Genomic DNA, 15,632 nt, shown 5'->3' on the forward strand with positions numbered 1-15,632 from the left:
GCGGCGGGCGGCCCCCGTACGGCGGACGCCGCCCGCCGCGGGCCCGGCGGGCGCGGTCAGCGCCAGGCGCAGCTCCCCAGGGTGGCGCCCTTTCTCAGGGCCCGTTCGGCGGCCTTCTCCGGCAGCACCCGGGTCCTGCTGCCGCTCCCCTTGCCGGTGCAGACGGCCGTGCGGTCCGCGTAACCGGCGACATCCAGCAGGATCTGGTCCCAGTGGCGGTACTGCACGTCGTGGCCGCTGTCGTCGTAGCGGCGGGTGACCGGCTCGCGGGGCAGCGCGTCGGCCCAGCGGGCCTGCGTCGCGGGCGGGACGGTGGTGTCCTTCGCACCCGTGTACACGAAGGCCGGCGCCCGGAGTCCGGACAGGTCGGGGCCGGGGCGCTCGCAGTACAGCCGCTGCTCGTGGACCTGCGCCTCGGGGTCGCCCAGCTGGCCGCGCAGGTAGTAGGAGCGGGCGCCGTCCTCCTCGGCCCGGTCGGTGAAGCCGGGGATCTTCCGCACCGGGCTGTCCTCGGGGAAGGCCCACCACGCACGCGGGTCGCGGATCTGTTCCCGGACGGCCGCCGCCAGTTCCTCGTCGCTCTTGCCGCAGTATCCGGGCTTCTCACCGTAGGGCGGGAGCGCCGCCGCCAGGTGCAGTGAGGAGACCCGTCCGGGCGCGGCCGCGGCGAAGTGCGCCGCGTAGGGGCCGCCCCCGGAGATCGCGACCACGGGCGCCTTGCGGATGCCGAGCTCGTCGAGGACGGCGCGCACGTCGGAGGTGTAGTCCGCGAAGCCCAGCTTCGGGTCGAACTCCGTGTCGCCGAGACCGTTCCGCTCCACGGAGATCATCCGCAGGTCCAGTTTCTGCCGGGTGGTGCGCAGGAACTCCGTCATGCCCGAGGCGCGGGCCGTGGTGCCGGTACCGCCCATGAAGAGCACGGGGGTGCCGCCGCTCTCCCCGGTGTCGGCGTAGTGCACGGTGCGGCCCTCGTGCCGCAGCTGGTGCATCGGCGGGCCGAGCGGGTCGAACCGGTCCTGGACCACGGGCTCGGGCTTCCTGGAGGCTTCGGCCTGCGAGGCTCCGGCGGTGAAGCCGATCCCGCCGGCCACCGCGGCCACGGAGAGGGTGAGCGCCAGCGCGGCTCTCGATGCCTTTTTCATTTCTCGGTCTCCCAGTGTCTCAATGTGCGGGAGACCACCTGCCCCAGAGTCCGTTTAACATGCAACGAAATCCGTGTCTCTGCCGCTCCGCCACCGGGGTGACCTGCGACGTCACTCCCAGGGCAGCTCCGCGCGGCGCCGCCAGTAGACCTCCGGCTCCTCCACCAGGTCGCCCGGCAGGGCCAGTTGGGTCTCGTCCAGGTCGACCGCGGTGGCCAGCAGGTTGGAGTGCAGCGCGCCCACGGTGGCGGCACCGGAGAGCACGACCCCGGCCCACGGCTGCCGCAGGACGGCGGCCAGCGCGACGGCATCCGGAGTGGAGTCCGCGGCCTCGGCCGCCAGATGCAGGTCCCGGGGCTCCTGGCCGCCCGCCAGCCGGCCATTGGCCAGGGCTTCCTTGACCAGTACCGTCAGACCCGCCTCGTGCGCCTCGGCCAGTGCGTCGGCGGCGGAGGTCTCCAGCAGGTTGTAGGTGCTCTGGACGGTGCGGAAGAGCGGCTCGCCGTCCACGGTGACCGCCAGTGCGGCGCGGATGGCGTCGGCCTGCGCCGGGCCGCTGGTGCTGAAGCCGACCGTGACGCCCTCGGTGGCCAGTTCGGCCAGCCGCTGATGCAGCGCGGCGTCCGTCAGCGCGGGGCTGTCCGGGGTCACCGAGTGGATCTGGTACAGGTCGAGCCGGTCCCCCAGCAGCTCCCGGGTCTCCGCGAGCTGCCGCTCGAACGCCGCCAGGGAATGGTCTTTGACCTCGTGCACCTCGGCGTCCGTGCGCCACTCGCCCACATAGGTGTAGCCCCACTTGCTGCCGACGACGACGTCGGCCTCCGGGTGCTCGCGCAGCCAGTCCGCCAGGAACTCCTCGGCCCGCCCGTAGGAGCGGGCCACGTCGAGATAGCGCACGCCCTGCGCGTAGGCGGCGTCCAGGAGTTCGTACGTCCGGGCCCGCATCGCCTCCGGGGTGCGCTCCGCGGGCAGGTCCGCCTCCCGGCCGAGCGTGAGGTAGGCGGGACGGCCGACGGCGGCCAGCCCGAGGCCGAGGTGGGCCGTCGGTGTGGTGGCAGAGGCGAGACGGGCGAAGGACATCGGCTGCTCCCGGCCTTGCGGTTTCGACGGTGGCGACTCCGGTCGCTCCACCGTACCCGGCACACGCCTCCGGACCCCGCACCCGGTGCGGGGCCCGTAAGTGTCGCCGGGCGCGCTCATCCACGCACCGGCCGGCCCCCGGGGCGGGGACGGGCGCGCGCGGACGGACGGCAGGACCGGCGGGCAGGCGCGGGCGGGCGGTCAGCGCTTGGCGTCCGCCCAGGCGCGCTGCTCGTCGAGGTCGGCGCGGAAGTCGGCGAGCTGCGCGGCCACCGCCAAGGGCGCGGTGCCGCCCTTGGCGTCCCGGGCCGCCAGCGCGCCCGGCACGTTCAGCACCTCGCGCACCTGGGGGGTGAGGTGCGGCGAGAGCGCGGCGAACTGCGCGTCGGTCAGCTCGTCCAGCTCGATGCCCGTACGCTCGCACTCCTGCACGCAGGCGCCCGCCACCTCGTGCGCCACCCGGAACGGGACGCCCCGTTTGACCAGCCACTCGGCGATGTCCGTGGCCAGCGAGAATCCGGCGGGTGCCAGCTCGGCCATCCGGTCGCCGTGCACCGTCAGCGTCCCCATCATGCCGGTGAACGCGGGCAGCAGCAGCTCCAGTTGGTCGATGGAGTCGAAGACCGGCTCCTTGTCCTCCTGGAGGTCCCGGTTGTAGGCCAGCGGCAGGGCCTTGAGCGTCGCCATCAGCCCGGTCAGATTGCCGATCAGCCGACCGGACTTGCCGCGCGCCAGCTCGGCGATGTCCGGGTTCTTCTTCTGCGGCATGATCGAGGAACCGGTCGAGAAGGCGTCGTGCAGCGTCACGAAGGAGAACTCCTTCGTGTTCCAGAGGATGACCTCCTCGGCGATCTTGGAGACATCGACGCCGATCATCGCGGTGACGAACGCGAACTCCGCGACGAAGTCGCGGGAGGCCGTGCCGTCGATCGAGTTCGCCGCGCTGCCACCCTCGAAGCCGAGGTCGGCGGCGACGGCCTCCGGGTCGAGGCCGAGCGACGAGCCCGCCAGCGCTCCCGAGCCGTAGGGGGAGACCGCGGTGCGGGTGTCCCACTGCCGCAGCCGCTCCGCGTCCCGGGCGATCGCCTGGGCGTGCGCCAGGACGTGGTGCGCGAAGAGGACGGGCTGGGCGTGCTGGAGATGGGTGCGGCCCGGCATCGCCACGTCCGGGTGCGCCTCGGCGAGACCGACGAGCGCGCCCTGCAGATCGGCCAGCAGGCCGCCGAGGACCCGGGCGTGGTCCCGCAGGTACATCCGGAAGAGGGTGGCGACCTGGTCGTTGCGGGACCGGCCCGCACGGAGCTTGCCGCCGAGCTCCTTGCCCAGCCGCTCCAGGAGGCCGCGCTCCAGGGCCGTGTGCACGTCCTCGTCGGCGATCGTGCCCTGGAAGTCGCCGGAGGCGACATCCCGTTCGAGCGCGTCGAGGCCGTCGAGCATCCGCTCCAGCTCGTCGCCGGTGAGCAGCCCGGCCGTGCGCAGGACTCGGGCGTGGGCGCGGGAGCCCGCGATGTCGTACGGCGCCAGGCGCCAGTCGAAGTGGACCGATGCGGAGAGCTTCTCGAGGGCCTCCGCCGGGCCGTCCGCGAAGCGCCCGCCCCAGAGGCGGACGTCCCCGTTGTCGGCGCTGTCGCTGTTCTCGCTGCTCACTGGTGGGTGCCTGTCCGTGTGGTGGTGGAGAGAGTGGCCCTGCCCCGCCCTTCCCGACGAACGGAAGGGCGGGGCAGGGCCGACGAGCTTACGCCTGCTGGTCGCGCTTGGCGGCCATCTTGCTGCTGAGGCCGAAGATCTCGATGAACCCCTTCGACATCGACTGGTCGAAGGTGTCCCCGGTGTCGTAGGTGGCCAGGTTGAAGTCGTACAGCGACTGGTCGGACCGGCGGCCGGTGACCACCGCGCGCCCGCCGTGCAGCGTCATCCGGATGTCGCCCGAGACGTGCTCATTGGCCTCGTCGATGAAGCCGTCCAGGGCCCGCTTGAGCGGGGAGAACCACATGCCGTCGTAGACCAGTTCGGTCCACCGCTGCTCGACCTGCCGCTTGTAGCGGGCCAGCTCGCGCTCGACCGTGACGTTCTCCAGCTCCTGGTGGGCGGTGATCAGCGCGATGCCGCCCGGGGACTCGTAGACTTCGCGGGACTTGATGCCCACCAGCCGGTCCTCGACCATGTCGATCCGGCCGATGCCCTGGGCCCCGGCCCGCTCGTTGAGCTGCTGGACGGCCTGCAGGACGGTGACGGGCTTGCCGTCCAGGGCGACGGGCACGCCCTTCTCGAACGTGATGACGACCTCGTCGGCCTCCCGCGGGGTGGCGGGGTTGGAGGTGTACTCGTACACGTCCTCGATCGGCGCGTTCCAGATGTCCTCGAGGAAGCCGGTCTCCACCGCGCGGCCGAAGACGTTCTGGTCGATGGAGTAGGGCGACTTCTTGGACGTCGCGATGGGCAGGCCCTTCTCCTCGCAGAAGGCGATGGCCTTGTCCCGGGTCATGGCGTAGTCGCGGACCGGCGCGATGCACTTCAGCTCGGGGGCTAGGGAGGAGATGCCGGCCTCGAACCGCACCTGGTCGTTGCCCTTGCCGGTGCAGCCGTGGGCGACCGTGCCGGCGCCATGCTTCCGGGCGGCGCTCACCAGGTGCTTGACGATGGTGGGCCGGGAGAGGGCGGAGACCAGCGGGTAGCGGTCCATGTAGAGCGCGTTGGCCTTGATCGCCGGAAGGCAGTAGTCCTCGGCGAACTCGTCCTTGGCGTCGGCGACCTCGGCCTCGACGGCACCGCAGGCCAGCGCGCGCTTGCGGATGACATCCAGGTCCTCGCCGCCCTGCCCGACATCGACGGCGACGGCGACGACCTCGGCACCGGTCTCCTCGGCGATCCAGCCGATGCAGACTGAGGTGTCCAGGCCGCCTGAGTAGGCGAGTACGACGCGCTCGGTCACTGGCTTCTCCTTACGTGCATGCGCTGACTAGTATAAGTATGCACTCCTCCGTATGATTCGTCAACGCGTGCCTGACCTGCGACGCAGCCGCTGCGGTACCGTCGGCCGCCGGACCGGCCGCTCTGCCGCCGGAGGCGCCGGAGGGGAGGTCGAATCCGAGGTGGTCCTTGACGATGCGGGTCGGGAGGCGGTCGGCCCTGTCCGCGCCGAGGGTCGTTCGGCCTGTCATGGCCTCCATGGCGCACGCCACGGGACCACCCCTTCTGTGGCGTCCGGCGTGCGGTCGCACGCCGGACGCGGTTGGCCTTGCCCCTCGGTGACCGACGCGCGTTGCATGGGACCCCCGTGCACGACGGTCCACCTGGGTGGGGTCAGGTGGCGTGCAGCAGCCGCGCCCCGGCGTGCTTCTCCTGCCAGTGGAGGTGCAGGACGTCGTGGAGGACGGCCTCCAGCTTCGGCTCCTCCTGGTGCTGGGCGCGGGTGATCTGGGCCCGGTACTGGGCGCAGTAGACGCACGGCAGGTGCTCGCGGTCCGGCGAGTCCGGGTCGAGGTTGGTCGCGGTCATGGCGTGTCGTGCGGTTCGGCGATCTCGACAGGGAGCGCCGCGCTGCGGTCCGGGCAGGCGGCGAGGAGGGACAGGGCGGCCTCCATCTGCTGGCCGCAGTCCTCGGGCATGCTGTCCAGCGGCACCTCGAACGCGGCGAGATCGCCGTGAAGACGGGCGGCCTGTTGCAGGTCCGCCGCGTAGCAGGTCCCGCGGCTGGTCGGCCAGGTCAGTGTCTGGTGCCGGGCGTGCCAGGCGAGGCGCCGCAGGCAGTCGGCGCGGGGGCCGGGCCCGGTGAGGTTCCATAGGGCGTGGAGGAAGGGGGAGCCGAGGCTGCGGCGGCCGTGCCGGTGCAGGTGCTCGCGCAACTGGCGGCGCAGGGACTGGAGGGGGCTGTCGGGGTTGTCAGACACGGGGGGGTGTCCTTCTGGGAGTCGCACTCGCGGCAGCGGATGCTGACGACGCGGCCCTTCTCGTCGCTGCCGGACGCGGGGCTGAGCGGCTTCTTGCAGCGCGGGCAGGTGCCGTACCAGGTGCCGCGGCGGGCCGTGGACGTTGCGGGTTCAGTCGGCATGGCGGGCGTCCCCTGGTCGGCAGCGCGGACATGCGCAGGGCGGCCACGTCGAGCTGACGGGGGTGCGTCCGCCGCCGCGGAGTGTGCGCCGTGGGGTCCAGGTGCGGCCGCCGTCGCGGGAGACGCGCAGGCGCAGCCGGCTCACCGCCGGGCTCCCACGCGGTGGGGGACGGCGGCGTCGTAGGCGGCCCGCTGGGATGCCTCGGCCTCGGTCAGGTTCTCGACCCGGGCCGTCCACTCCGCGCCGTGCGGGGTGACGAGCCGGACGTGCCCGGCGTCCAGGACGGTCTGCACCCGGCCCACCCACGCGGGCTCCGGCGGCATCCTCTGCCGGGTGGCCTCGTCCACCACATAGTCACCGCGCTTGAAGGGGGCCCCGCTGGTGGCCGTCATGACGCCCTCTTTCGTGGCCGAGTTCGCACGTTCCCGTGTACGCGTTCTTGTCACGCTTGGATGATGGTCGGGCGGGACACACGCCAACCAGGCCGAACGGTGGCCGCTTAGCGGCCACTTAGCGGCCACGCTCGGGAGCGCGACCGATGACACCTCACACTGCATCCGCAGGCGGCAACGACGCTCTGCGGGCAGCCCGGCTCAAACGTGGCTGGCGCTCGCAGGAAGCAGCGGCGAAAGGGGTTTCGGCGGCAGGTCGCGAGGCATTGGACGACCTGCACTTCGAGGTGGCGCCCCGCACTTGGCGTCGCTGGGAATCCGCCCGACCGGGCTGGCCGCGGGACGACTACGCCGTCGCCCTTCATGCCGCCTTCGGGCGCTGGCCCGAAGACCTCGGCTTCGAAGCGCCGGAGGACTGGCATCGCGAGGAACGCCACGCCACGGGCGATGACGTGAAGCGGCACGCGTTCGTCTCGGTCACGGCGGCAGCGCTCACGGCCGGCCCGACACCCTCCCGGCACGTCGACCCCGCACTGATCACCTACTTCCAGGAGCAGTTGGAAGGCCACTACCGGGCCGACATGCTCTTGGGGCCGCACGACTTGATCGGCACGGTCTCAGCCCAGTACGAACTGATCGACCGCCTGGTACGCGTTGCTCAGGGAGAGGCCCGTCGCGGACTGCTACGGGTAGGTGCCGCCTACGCCGCCCTGGTCGGCTGGCTCTACCAAGATGCCGGCGACATGGGGGCTGCGGCGTTCTGGCGGGGAATGACACAGGAGATCGCGCTGCGATCCCGCGATCCGCACTTGGTCGGCTACTCCCTCGTCAACCAGGCACAGGTGCGCACCGACCTGCTCGACGGTCACGGAGTCGTGGACCTGTGTGAGACCGCGCTGGAGAACCAGCGCGCCTTGGCACCGAAGGTGCGGGTCATGGCCCTTCAGCAGCAGGCCCACGGGGCCAGCCTCACCGGCGATCGGCAAGCCGTCGACACGCTGATCGACCAGGCGTCCGGCCTGCTCTCCCGTGTGGACGACGACTTGCCCTGGGGGAACGCCTGTCGCCGCACACCTAACTACCTGGAGGTCCAGCGCGCCACTTGCTACGGCCGGCTCGGGCTCGGCCGGGAAGCGGGGGCATTGTGGAGGCAGGTGCTGGACGAAGTTCCGGCCACGGCGCGACGCGACCGAGGCGTCTACCTCGCCCGGCAGGCAACAGCCGCCGCTGCGGCGCAGGACCCGGACCAGGCCGTCGAGGTGGCCCGGGAGGCGGCGCGGATCGCGATGGACACGCGCTCGGTGCGGATGCGCCGGGAGTTGGACACCCTTCAGCGTGCCATGAAGCCGTGGCAGGATGCGCCCACCGGCCAGGATCTAGCCGAAGCCCTGGCTCCCGTGGACGAGAGGGGATGACGTGGGCGACATGCCGCAGGTGCTGTCCGAACAGGAGATCACTGAGCACCTGGAAGAGCTACCGGGCTGGCAGCGTTCCGGCGACGAGATCACCCGTAGCTACGGCATCCGCTACCACGGCGGCGTCGCGATGATCGTGCATGTTGCTGACGTTGAACGGCTGATCGGCCATCACGCGGACATCGATCTGCGCTGGGATCATGTGCGTTTCGCCATCACCACGCATGACGCCGGTCACAAGCTGACCTCGTCCGATTTCGGTCTCGCCGCGCGGATCGATCGGATCGCGGCAGCTCACGACGCCCAGCCGCGGTAAGCCCTGGGGCCGGGCGAGGCAGCTCTCGTCGAGTGGAGCCATGGCGACGCCTGGGAATGGGGCGGGGCAGGAGCGACCGGGCGGCCCCGCCGCGTCCGCCCCGATGCGCTGCCCGCGGGCACGAATTTCGCCTCGTCGGCACCCCCTCGCTCAGCCTGACTCGCCCAGCACCTCCTCCAGTACCCGGGTGTGGGCGAGCGAGAGGTCCTTCGAAGCCGTCAGCAGGGTGAGCACCCGGGCGCCGGAGGCCGCCCGGAGGAGTTCGTCGAGGCCCTCGGCGCCCGCATCCGTGGCCAGCTCGGCGCGGTAGCGCTCGGCGAACCCCGCGAAGCGCTCCGGGGTGTGTCCGTACCACTTGCGCAGCTCGGCGCTGGGGGCGACCTGTTTGCACCAGGCGTCCAGTGCGGCCTCCTCCTTGCGCAGCCCGCGCGGCCAGAGGCGGTCCACGAGGACGCGGGCGCCGTCCGCGGCGGGCTCGGGCGCCTCGTAGACGCGGCGGACCCGGATCTTCGGCTTCTTCTCGGCAGCCATGGGGCCAGGGTGCGGCCGGTCACCCGGCTCCCGCATGTTAACGATGTTCACATTGTTGATTCCGGGTTCCCGCCCTGACCGCCGGGCCGGACCGTGGGCGAGGCGGGCTGCGCACGGGCGCGGGAGCTGAACCGGCCCGTCCTCTCGGCGTGATCGCCTCCGGACTGCTGCCCACACAGTCCACGCAGTCCACGCTGGGCATCCTCACCGTCCGCGCGCCCGGGCCGCGGTGAACCGGGCCGGGTGAGCGTGTCCCGGGCACCGCTCCCCCGGTCGCCTCCCCGGCGGCGGCGTCCGGAGCGCGCCGGAATGCCCCGGCGTTCGCGATCACATCGCGAGACAGCTCTTGCCAACCGGCCCCACCAGGGCGTTCTCTCTGCGGGTGCGAACCGGACAGCAGAACACCCCGCCCGACTCCGACGACTCCCCCGAGACGGCCGCCGAGCAACGCGGAGCGCGCCGTGCAGTGACGCTCTTCCCGCTCCTGGTCCTGCTCGCGGGCGCGCTCGGCCTGCTCAGCCCCGGCAGCTTCACGGGCGGCGCCGAGGCGGTGCCCTACCTGCTCGGGGTCGTGATGTTCTGCATGGGGCTGACGATGACGATGCCGGACTTCCGGAGCGTCGTCCGCCGCCCCTGGGCGGTCGCGCTGGGACTGGCCGCCCAGTACCTCGTGATGCCGGGACTGGGCTGGCTGGTCGCCCAGGGCCTGGGCCTGTCCCCGCAGCTCGCCGCCGGGCTGATCCTGGTCGGCTGCTCACCGGGCGGGACGGCGTCGAACGTCGTGACGTATCTGGCGCGCGGCGACGTGGCACTCTCGGTCTCGGTCACCTCGGTCTCCACCTTCGTCGCGCCACTGCTGACCCCGCCGCTCACGCTGTTCCTCGCGGGCGAGTTCCTGCCCGTGGACACCGGCTCGATGGTCGGCGACATCGTCAAGACGGTGCTGCTGCCGGTCCTCGGCGGGCTGCTGGTCCGGCTGCTCGCCGGGCGCGCCGTCGAACGGGCGCTGCCCGCGCTGCCCTGGCTGTCGACGGCGACCATCGCGGTCATCGTCACCATCGTGGTGGCGGGCAGCGCGGGCACCATCAAGTCGGCGGCGGCGCTGGTGTTCCTGGCGGTGGTGTTGCACAACGGCCTGGGCCTGGCGCTCGGTTACGCCGTGGGGCGGCTGTCCCGGCTCGGCGAACCGGCCGGGCGCGCGCTGGCCTTCGAGGTCGGCATGCAGAACTCGGGGCTCGCCGCCTCGCTGGCCGCGGCCCACTTCAGTCCGCTCGCGGCGCTGCCGGCCGCCGTCTTCTCCGTGTGGCACAACGTCTCGGGCGCGCTGGCCGCCGCCTGGTTCGCCCACCGCGACCGGAGCGCCACGGCCCGGAGCGCATCGCCGGAGAGCACCGGCGCGGGCCGCCCGGCAGACTCCGGAGCGACGGACCCGGGCGGCCCGGCGGATGCCGTCCCGGCGGATCCAGCGGACGGAGCCGACGGCCCGGAGCCGGCCGCCGGGCCGCGCACCGCGGACTGAACGCGCCGCCCCGGCACCCCCGAGGCCCGGTGTTCAGCGCTCCTTCTGCGCCAGCGCCAGCAGATGGTCGGCCAGCGCCTGGCCGCCCTCGGCGTCCCGGCTGATCAGCAGCAGGGTGTCGTCACCGGCGATGGTGCCGATGATCTCGTGCACCCCGGCCTGGTCGATGGCCGAGGCGAGGAACTGCGCGGCGCCCGGCGGGGTGCGCAGGACGACGAGGTTGGCGGACGCCTCGGCGGAGATGAGGAGTTCGCCGGCCAGCCGGGCCATCCGGGCCTCGGTGGCCGACTCGCCCAGCGGAGCCCGCGGGGTGGGGTCCCCGCCCTCGGCGGGGACCGCGTAGATCAGCTCGCCCCCGGTGTTGCGGATCTTGACGGCGCCCAGCTCGTCGAGGTCCCGGGAGAGGGTGGCCTGGGTGACCGTGAGCCCGTCGTCGGCCAGAAGCTTGGCGAGCTGGCTCTGCGAGCGGACCGGCTGCCTGCTGAGAATGTCGACGATGCGGCGGTGCCGGGCCGTCCGGGTCTGCGGGACGGCCTGTCCCCCGTGCTGCTCCTCGGTCATCGTGCGCGTACCCCTCTGGTTCGTCTGCTTCGGATCATCCTCTGCCGGCCGTGGCGCCGGACGCTGCCGCGTCGAGGACGGCGGGCAGCGCGCTGACGAGCGCGTCCACCTCCTCCTCGCCGACGATCAGCGGCGGAGCGAGCCGGAGGACGTCCGGAGCGACCGCGTTCACCAGGAAGCCCGCGTCCTGCGCCGCCTGCTGCGCGCGCGGCGCGACCGGCTCGGTGAGCACGATACCCAGCAGCAGCCCCGCACCGCGGACCTGCGCGACCATGGGATGGCCCAGCCCGGCGACGCCCTCGCGCAGCCGCGCGGCGACCCGCTTGACGTGGTCGAGCAGCCCCTCGGCCGCGATGGTCTCCAGTACGGCGAGCCCGGCGGCGCAGGCGATGGGGTTGCCGCCGAAGGTGGAGCCGTGCTGGCCGGGCTCCAGCAGTTCGGCCGCGGCTCCGAAGGCCAGCACGGCGCCGAGCGGCAGCCCGCCGCCCAGCCCCTTGGCGAGCGTGATCACGTCCGGCTCGACGCCCTCGGCCTGGCAGGCCAGCCAGTGTCCCGTCCGGCCGATGCCGGTCTGGATCTCGTCCAGCACCAGCAGCGTGCCGGTGGCCGCGGTGATCTCGCGGGCCGCGGCCAGATAGCCCTCGGGCGGGACGACGACGCCGTTCTCGCCCTGGACCGGCTCGATGATCACGAAGGCCGTGTCCTCGGTGACCGCCGCGCGCAGCGCCTCCGCGTCGCCGTAGGGCACGTGGGTGACCTCACCGGGCAGCGGCCGGAAAGGATCCTGCTTGCCGGGCTGGCCGGTCAACGCGAGGGCCCCCATGGTGCGGCCGTGGAAGCCGCCGTGAGTGGCGACCATCCCCGAGCGGCCGGTGCGCCGTCCGATCTTGAAGGCGGCTTCGACGGCCTCGGCCCCGGAGTTGGCGAAGTAGACCCGCCCCGGCCGGCCCGCGACCTCCAGCAGCTTCTCGGCGAGCAGCACCGGCGGCTCGGCGATGAAGAGGTTGGAGACGTGGCCGAGCGTGGCGACCTGATCGGAGACGGCCCGTACGACCGCGGGGTGGGCGGTGCCGAGCGCGTTGACGGCGATGCCGCCGACGAAGTCGAGGTACTGCTTGCCCTCGGCGTCCCACAGCCTGCTGCCCTCGCCGTGGGTGAGGGGGATGCGTGGGGTGCCGTAGTTGTTCATCAGGGCGCCCTGCCACCGGCCGGTGAGGGCGGAGTTGTCGTGCGTGATGGTCATGCGGGGCCCTCCGCGTCGTCGTCCACGGTCAGCGGCGCGCCGGGCGGAGTGTGCCGCGGCGCGGGAACGGCGTCGGGCACGACCATCGTGCCGATGCCCTCGTCGGTGAAGATCTCCAGCAGGATGGAGTGCGGCACCCGGCCGTCCAGCACCCGGGCGGTGTGCACTCCGTTGCGTACGGCGTGCAGGCAGCCCTCCATCTTGGGCACCATCCCGCTCGCCAGGTCCGGCAGCAGCTTCTCCAGCTCCGCGGCGGTCAACTCGCTGATCACGTCGTCGCTGTTCGGCCAGTCCGCGTACAGGCCCTCCACGTCGGTGAGGACCATCAGCGTCTCGGCCCCCAGCGCCGCGGCGAGCGCGGCGGCGGCGGTGTCGGCGTTGACGTTGTAGACGTGGTCGTCGTCCGCGCTGCGGGCGATCGAGGAGATCACCGGGATCCGGCCGTCCGCCAGCAGCGCCTCGATCGCCCCCGTCTCCACGGAGCTGATCCGGCCCACCCGGCCGAGGTCGACGGGCTCGCCATCGACCTCGGCCAGATGCTTGGTCGCCGCCATGATGCGGGCGTCCTCGCCGGTCATCCCGACGGCCAGCGGGCCGTGCTGGTTGAGCAGGTTGACCAGCTCGCGCTGGACCTGGCCCGCCAGCACCATCCGTACGACGTCCATGGTCTCGGGCGTGGTCACCCGCAGACCGGCGCGGAACTGCGACTCCAGTCCGAGCCGGTCGAGCTGCCTGCTGATCTGCGGGCCCCCGCCGTGCACGACCACGGGGCGCAGCCCGGCGTGCCGCAGGAAGACGACGTCCTGCGCGAAGGCCGCCTTCAGCTCCTCGTCCACCATCGCGTTCCCGCCGAACTTGATGACGACGGTCTTTCCGTGGTGCCGGGTCAGCCAGGGCAGCGCCTCGACGAGGGTCTGCGCCTTGGGCAGCGCGGTGTGCTTGCGGGTGCTCGGCTTCCGGGTGCTCATGACGAGTACGCGCTGTTCTCGTGGACGTAGTCGGCCGTCAGATCGTTGGTCCAGATGACGGCGGACGCGGCTCCGGCGTGCAGGTCGGCGGTGATGCGGACCTCGCGGAAGCGCATGTCGACCTTGTTCCGGTCCTCGCCGACCGAGCCGCCGCGGCAGACCCGCACCCCGTTGATGGACACGTCCAGCGCGTCGGGGTCGAAGACCGCGTCGGTGGTACCGATGGCGGCCAGCACCCGGCCCCAGTTGGGGTCCTCACCGTGCACGGCGCACTTGAGGAGGTTGTTGCGCGCGATGGTGCGGCCCACCGTGACGGCCTCGTCCTCGTCGGCCGCGCCGACCACCTCGATCCGGATGTCCTTGGAGGCGCCCTCGGCGTCCCGGATGAGCTGCTGCCCCAGGTCGGCGCAGACCGCGCGGACCGCCTCGGCGAACCCGGCCGCCTCCGGCCGCACGCCGCTCGCGCCGGAGGCGAGCAGCAGCACCGTGTCGTTGGTGGACATGGCGCCGTCGGAGTCGATCCGGTCGAAGGTGGTGCGGGTGGCGGCGCGCAGCGCCGCGTCCAGTTCCGCCGCCGGCAGGTCGGCGTCGGTGGTCAGCACGACGAGCATGGTGGCCAGGCCCGGCGCGAGCATGCCCGCGCCCTTGGCCATCCCGCCCACCGTCCAGCCCGCGGGGTCGGAGACGACCGCGGTCTTGTGCACGGTGTCGGTCGTCTTGATGGCGAGGGCGGCCTTCTCGCCGCCGTGCGCGGAGAGCGCGGCGGTGGCGGCCTCGACTCCGGGCAGCAGCGCGTCCATCGGCAGCCGCTCCCCGATCAGCCCGGTGGAGGCGACGGCGATCTCGGCGGCGCTGTGCTCGGTGCCGGTGGCGGAGGTCAGCGCCGCGGCGGTCTTCTCCGCGGTGGCGTGGGTGTCCTGGAAGCCGGGTGCGCCCGTGCAGGCGTTGGCGCCGCCGGAGTTGAGGATGACGGCGGAGACCCGGCCGCCCTTGAGCACCTGCTCGGACCAGAGCACCGGCGCCGCCTTGACGCGGTTGGCGGTGAAGACTCCGGCCGCGGCCTGGCGCGGTCCGGTGTTGACGACGAGCGCGAGGTCGGGGGTCCCGCTCTGCTTGATTCCGGCGGCGATGCCCGCGGCCGTGAATCCGCCGGCCGCTGTGACGCTCATGGTGCGACTCCGATCGTGGAAAGTCCCAGTCCCTCGTCCAGGCCGAGGGCGATGTTCATGCTCTGCACGGCACCCCCCGCGGTGCCCTTGGTGAGGTTGTCGATCGCGCTGACGACGACGATCCGGTCCGCCTCCGGGTCCAGGGCGACCTGGAGGTGTACCGCGTTGGAGCCCTGGACGGAGGCGGTGGCGGGCCACTGCCCTTCCGGGAGCAGGGTGACGAAGGGCTCGTCCTGGTACGCCTTCTCGTAGGCGGCCCGCACCTGCTCGGCGGTGGCGCCGGGGGCGGCCTTGGCGGAGCAGGTGGCGAGGATGCCGCGCGGCATCGGGGCGAGCGTCGGGGTGAAGGAGACGGTGACCCGGCGTCCGGCGGCCGCCGAGAGGTTCTGGACCATCTCGGGGGTGTGCCGGTGGGTGCCGCCGACCCCGTACGGGCTCATGGAGCCCATGACCTCGCTGCCGAGCAGGTGCGGTTTGAGTGCCTTGCCCGCGCCGGAGGTGCCGGTCGCCGCGACGACCACGGCCTCCGGTTCGGCGAGGCCGGCCGTGTAGGCGGGCGCGAGCGCGAGGGAGACGGCGGTGGGGTAGCAGCCGGGGACGGCGATCCGCCGGGTGCCGCGCAGCGCCGCACGCGCTCCGGGGAGTTCCGGCAGGCCGTAGGGCCAGGTGCCGGCGTGCGGGGTGCCGTAGAAGCGCTCCCAGGCGGCGGCGTCGGCGAGCCGGAAGTCCGCGCCGCAGTCGACGATCAGCGTCTCGTCGCCGAGCTGTTCGGCGACGGCCGCCGACTGCCCGTGCGGGAGGGCGAGGAAGACCACGTCGTGGCCGCGCAGCAGCTCCGCCGTGGTCTCCTCCAGTACCCGGTCGGTGTACGGGCCCAGGTGCGGCTGGAGTGCGCCGAACCGCTGCCCGGCGTTGCTGTTCCCGGTCAGGGCCCCGACCTCGACCTGCGGATGCCCGGCGAGCAGGCGCAGCACCTCGCCCCCCGCGTACCCGCTCGCTCCCGCCACTGCCGTGCGCACTGCCATGAGACCTCCTCCTCGAAGGCATGACTATACGCAGCACAGCAGTTTTATGCAATGAATCGTGTGATCAACCATCCGGGACGGTGTGACTGAGCACTTCAGATGGCCCCTGAATGTTGCACCTGGCCCGACTGAGCGTGATGGTCGACCCAGGCCGTTTCCTCGTCACTCCACAGCGCGCCCGATGAGTTTGTTGCTCCCGGACGGTCCAAGCTCGCGACA

At 72.6% G+C, this 15,632-nt stretch carries 16 protein-coding genes; 3 read left to right on the plus strand and 13 right to left on the minus strand.

The features are described 5' to 3' along the window. Positions 1-56: 56 nt before the first annotated feature. The 7 genes from P2424_RS03560 to P2424_RS03590 all read right to left on the minus strand — a co-directional run bounded on the left by P2424_RS03560 (position 57) and on the right by P2424_RS03590 (position 6,666). A complete protein-coding gene (locus tag P2424_RS03560; protein ID WP_276474334.1) occupies positions 57-1,142 on the minus strand; it encodes an alpha/beta hydrolase in 1,086 nt (361 codons plus the stop codon). 111 nt (positions 1,143-1,253) lie between these two features. Further along, on the minus strand, positions 1,254-2,222 hold the full coding sequence (locus tag P2424_RS03565; RefSeq protein ID WP_276474335.1) for an aldo/keto reductase: 969 nt from the start codon (positions 2,220-2,222) through the stop codon (positions 1,254-1,256). Positions 2,223-2,423: 201 nt separating this feature from the next. After that, the gene (argH, locus tag P2424_RS03570; protein ID WP_276474336.1) at positions 2,424-3,869 is read right to left on the minus strand and encodes an argininosuccinate lyase; all 1,446 of its coding nucleotides are present in this window, start codon (positions 3,867-3,869) and stop codon (positions 2,424-2,426) included. 88 nt (positions 3,870-3,957) lie between these two features. Next, positions 3,958-5,154, minus strand: a complete 1,197-nt coding sequence (locus P2424_RS03575; RefSeq protein ID WP_276474337.1) for an argininosuccinate synthase — start codon at positions 5,152-5,154, stop codon at positions 3,958-3,960. 371 nt (positions 5,155-5,525) lie between these two features. Continuing rightward, the gene (locus P2424_RS03580) at positions 5,526-5,720 is read right to left on the minus strand and encodes a hypothetical protein (protein WP_276474338.1); all 195 of its coding nucleotides are present in this window, start codon (positions 5,718-5,720) and stop codon (positions 5,526-5,528) included. Beyond that, the gene (locus P2424_RS03585; RefSeq protein ID WP_276474339.1) at positions 5,717-6,112 is read right to left on the minus strand and encodes a hypothetical protein; all 396 of its coding nucleotides are present in this window, start codon (positions 6,110-6,112) and stop codon (positions 5,717-5,719) included. Before P2424_RS03585 ends, P2424_RS03580 begins: the two co-directional genes overlap by 4 nt. A gap of 302 nt (positions 6,113-6,414) precedes the next feature. Continuing rightward, positions 6,415-6,666: a hypothetical protein gene (locus P2424_RS03590; RefSeq protein WP_276474340.1), complete on the minus strand. Its 252-nt coding sequence runs from the start codon at positions 6,664-6,666 to the stop codon at positions 6,415-6,417. 146 nt (positions 6,667-6,812) lie between these two features. Between P2424_RS03590 and P2424_RS03595 the strand changes: the two genes are divergently transcribed. Together P2424_RS03595 and P2424_RS03600 are read left to right on the plus strand one after the other, a co-directional pair. After that, entirely contained in the window at positions 6,813-8,081 is a 1,269-nt protein-coding gene (locus P2424_RS03595; protein WP_276474341.1) for a Twin-arginine translocation pathway signal, read from the plus strand. Positions 8,082-8,091: 10 nt separating this feature from the next. Next, positions 8,092-8,397: a 4a-hydroxytetrahydrobiopterin dehydratase gene (locus tag P2424_RS03600; protein ID WP_037785744.1), complete on the plus strand. Its 306-nt coding sequence runs from the start codon at positions 8,092-8,094 to the stop codon at positions 8,395-8,397. A gap of 150 nt (positions 8,398-8,547) precedes the next feature. Here the strand turns inward: P2424_RS03600 and P2424_RS03605 are convergent, their stop codons facing one another. Continuing rightward, on the minus strand, positions 8,548-8,928 hold the full coding sequence (locus tag P2424_RS03605) for a DUF488 family protein (protein ID WP_027760486.1): 381 nt from the start codon (positions 8,926-8,928) through the stop codon (positions 8,548-8,550). Positions 8,929-9,310: 382 nt separating this feature from the next. Between P2424_RS03605 and P2424_RS03610 the strand changes: the two genes are divergently transcribed. Next, the gene (locus P2424_RS03610; RefSeq protein ID WP_276474342.1) at positions 9,311-10,447 is read left to right on the plus strand and encodes a bile acid:sodium symporter family protein; all 1,137 of its coding nucleotides are present in this window, start codon (positions 9,311-9,313) and stop codon (positions 10,445-10,447) included. 33 nt (positions 10,448-10,480) lie between these two features. Here the strand turns inward: P2424_RS03610 and P2424_RS03615 are convergent, their stop codons facing one another. The 5 genes from P2424_RS03615 to argC are packed head-to-tail and all read right to left on the minus strand — an operon-like array spanning position 10,481 to position 15,413. Further along, on the minus strand, positions 10,481-11,008 hold the full coding sequence (locus P2424_RS03615; RefSeq protein WP_019360065.1) for an arginine repressor: 528 nt from the start codon (positions 11,006-11,008) through the stop codon (positions 10,481-10,483). A 34-nt stretch (positions 11,009-11,042) separates the two neighbouring features. Then, positions 11,043-12,251 (minus strand): acetylornithine transaminase, encoded by a 1,209-nt coding sequence (locus P2424_RS03620; RefSeq protein ID WP_276474343.1) that lies wholly within the window; start codon positions 12,249-12,251, stop codon positions 11,043-11,045. Then, positions 12,248-13,219, minus strand: coding sequence for an acetylglutamate kinase (gene argB / locus P2424_RS03625; protein ID WP_276474344.1), 972 nt, complete (start codon positions 13,217-13,219; stop codon positions 12,248-12,250). The genes P2424_RS03620 and argB overlap by 4 nt, the downstream gene beginning before the upstream one ends. Beyond that, positions 13,216-14,388, minus strand: coding sequence for a bifunctional glutamate N-acetyltransferase/amino-acid acetyltransferase ArgJ (gene argJ, locus P2424_RS03630; RefSeq protein ID WP_276474345.1), 1,173 nt, complete (start codon positions 14,386-14,388; stop codon positions 13,216-13,218). Before argJ ends, argB begins: the two co-directional genes overlap by 4 nt. After that, positions 14,385-15,413 (minus strand): N-acetyl-gamma-glutamyl-phosphate reductase, encoded by a 1,029-nt coding sequence (gene argC / locus P2424_RS03635; protein WP_276474346.1) that lies wholly within the window; start codon positions 15,411-15,413, stop codon positions 14,385-14,387. Before argC ends, argJ begins: the two co-directional genes overlap by 4 nt. Positions 15,414-15,632: the final 219 nt, after the last annotated feature.

Origin of the sequence: Streptomyces sp. WMMB303 (genome assembly GCF_029351045.1) — a bacterium.
Taxonomy (GTDB): domain Bacteria; phylum Actinomycetota; class Actinomycetes; order Streptomycetales; family Streptomycetaceae; genus Streptomyces.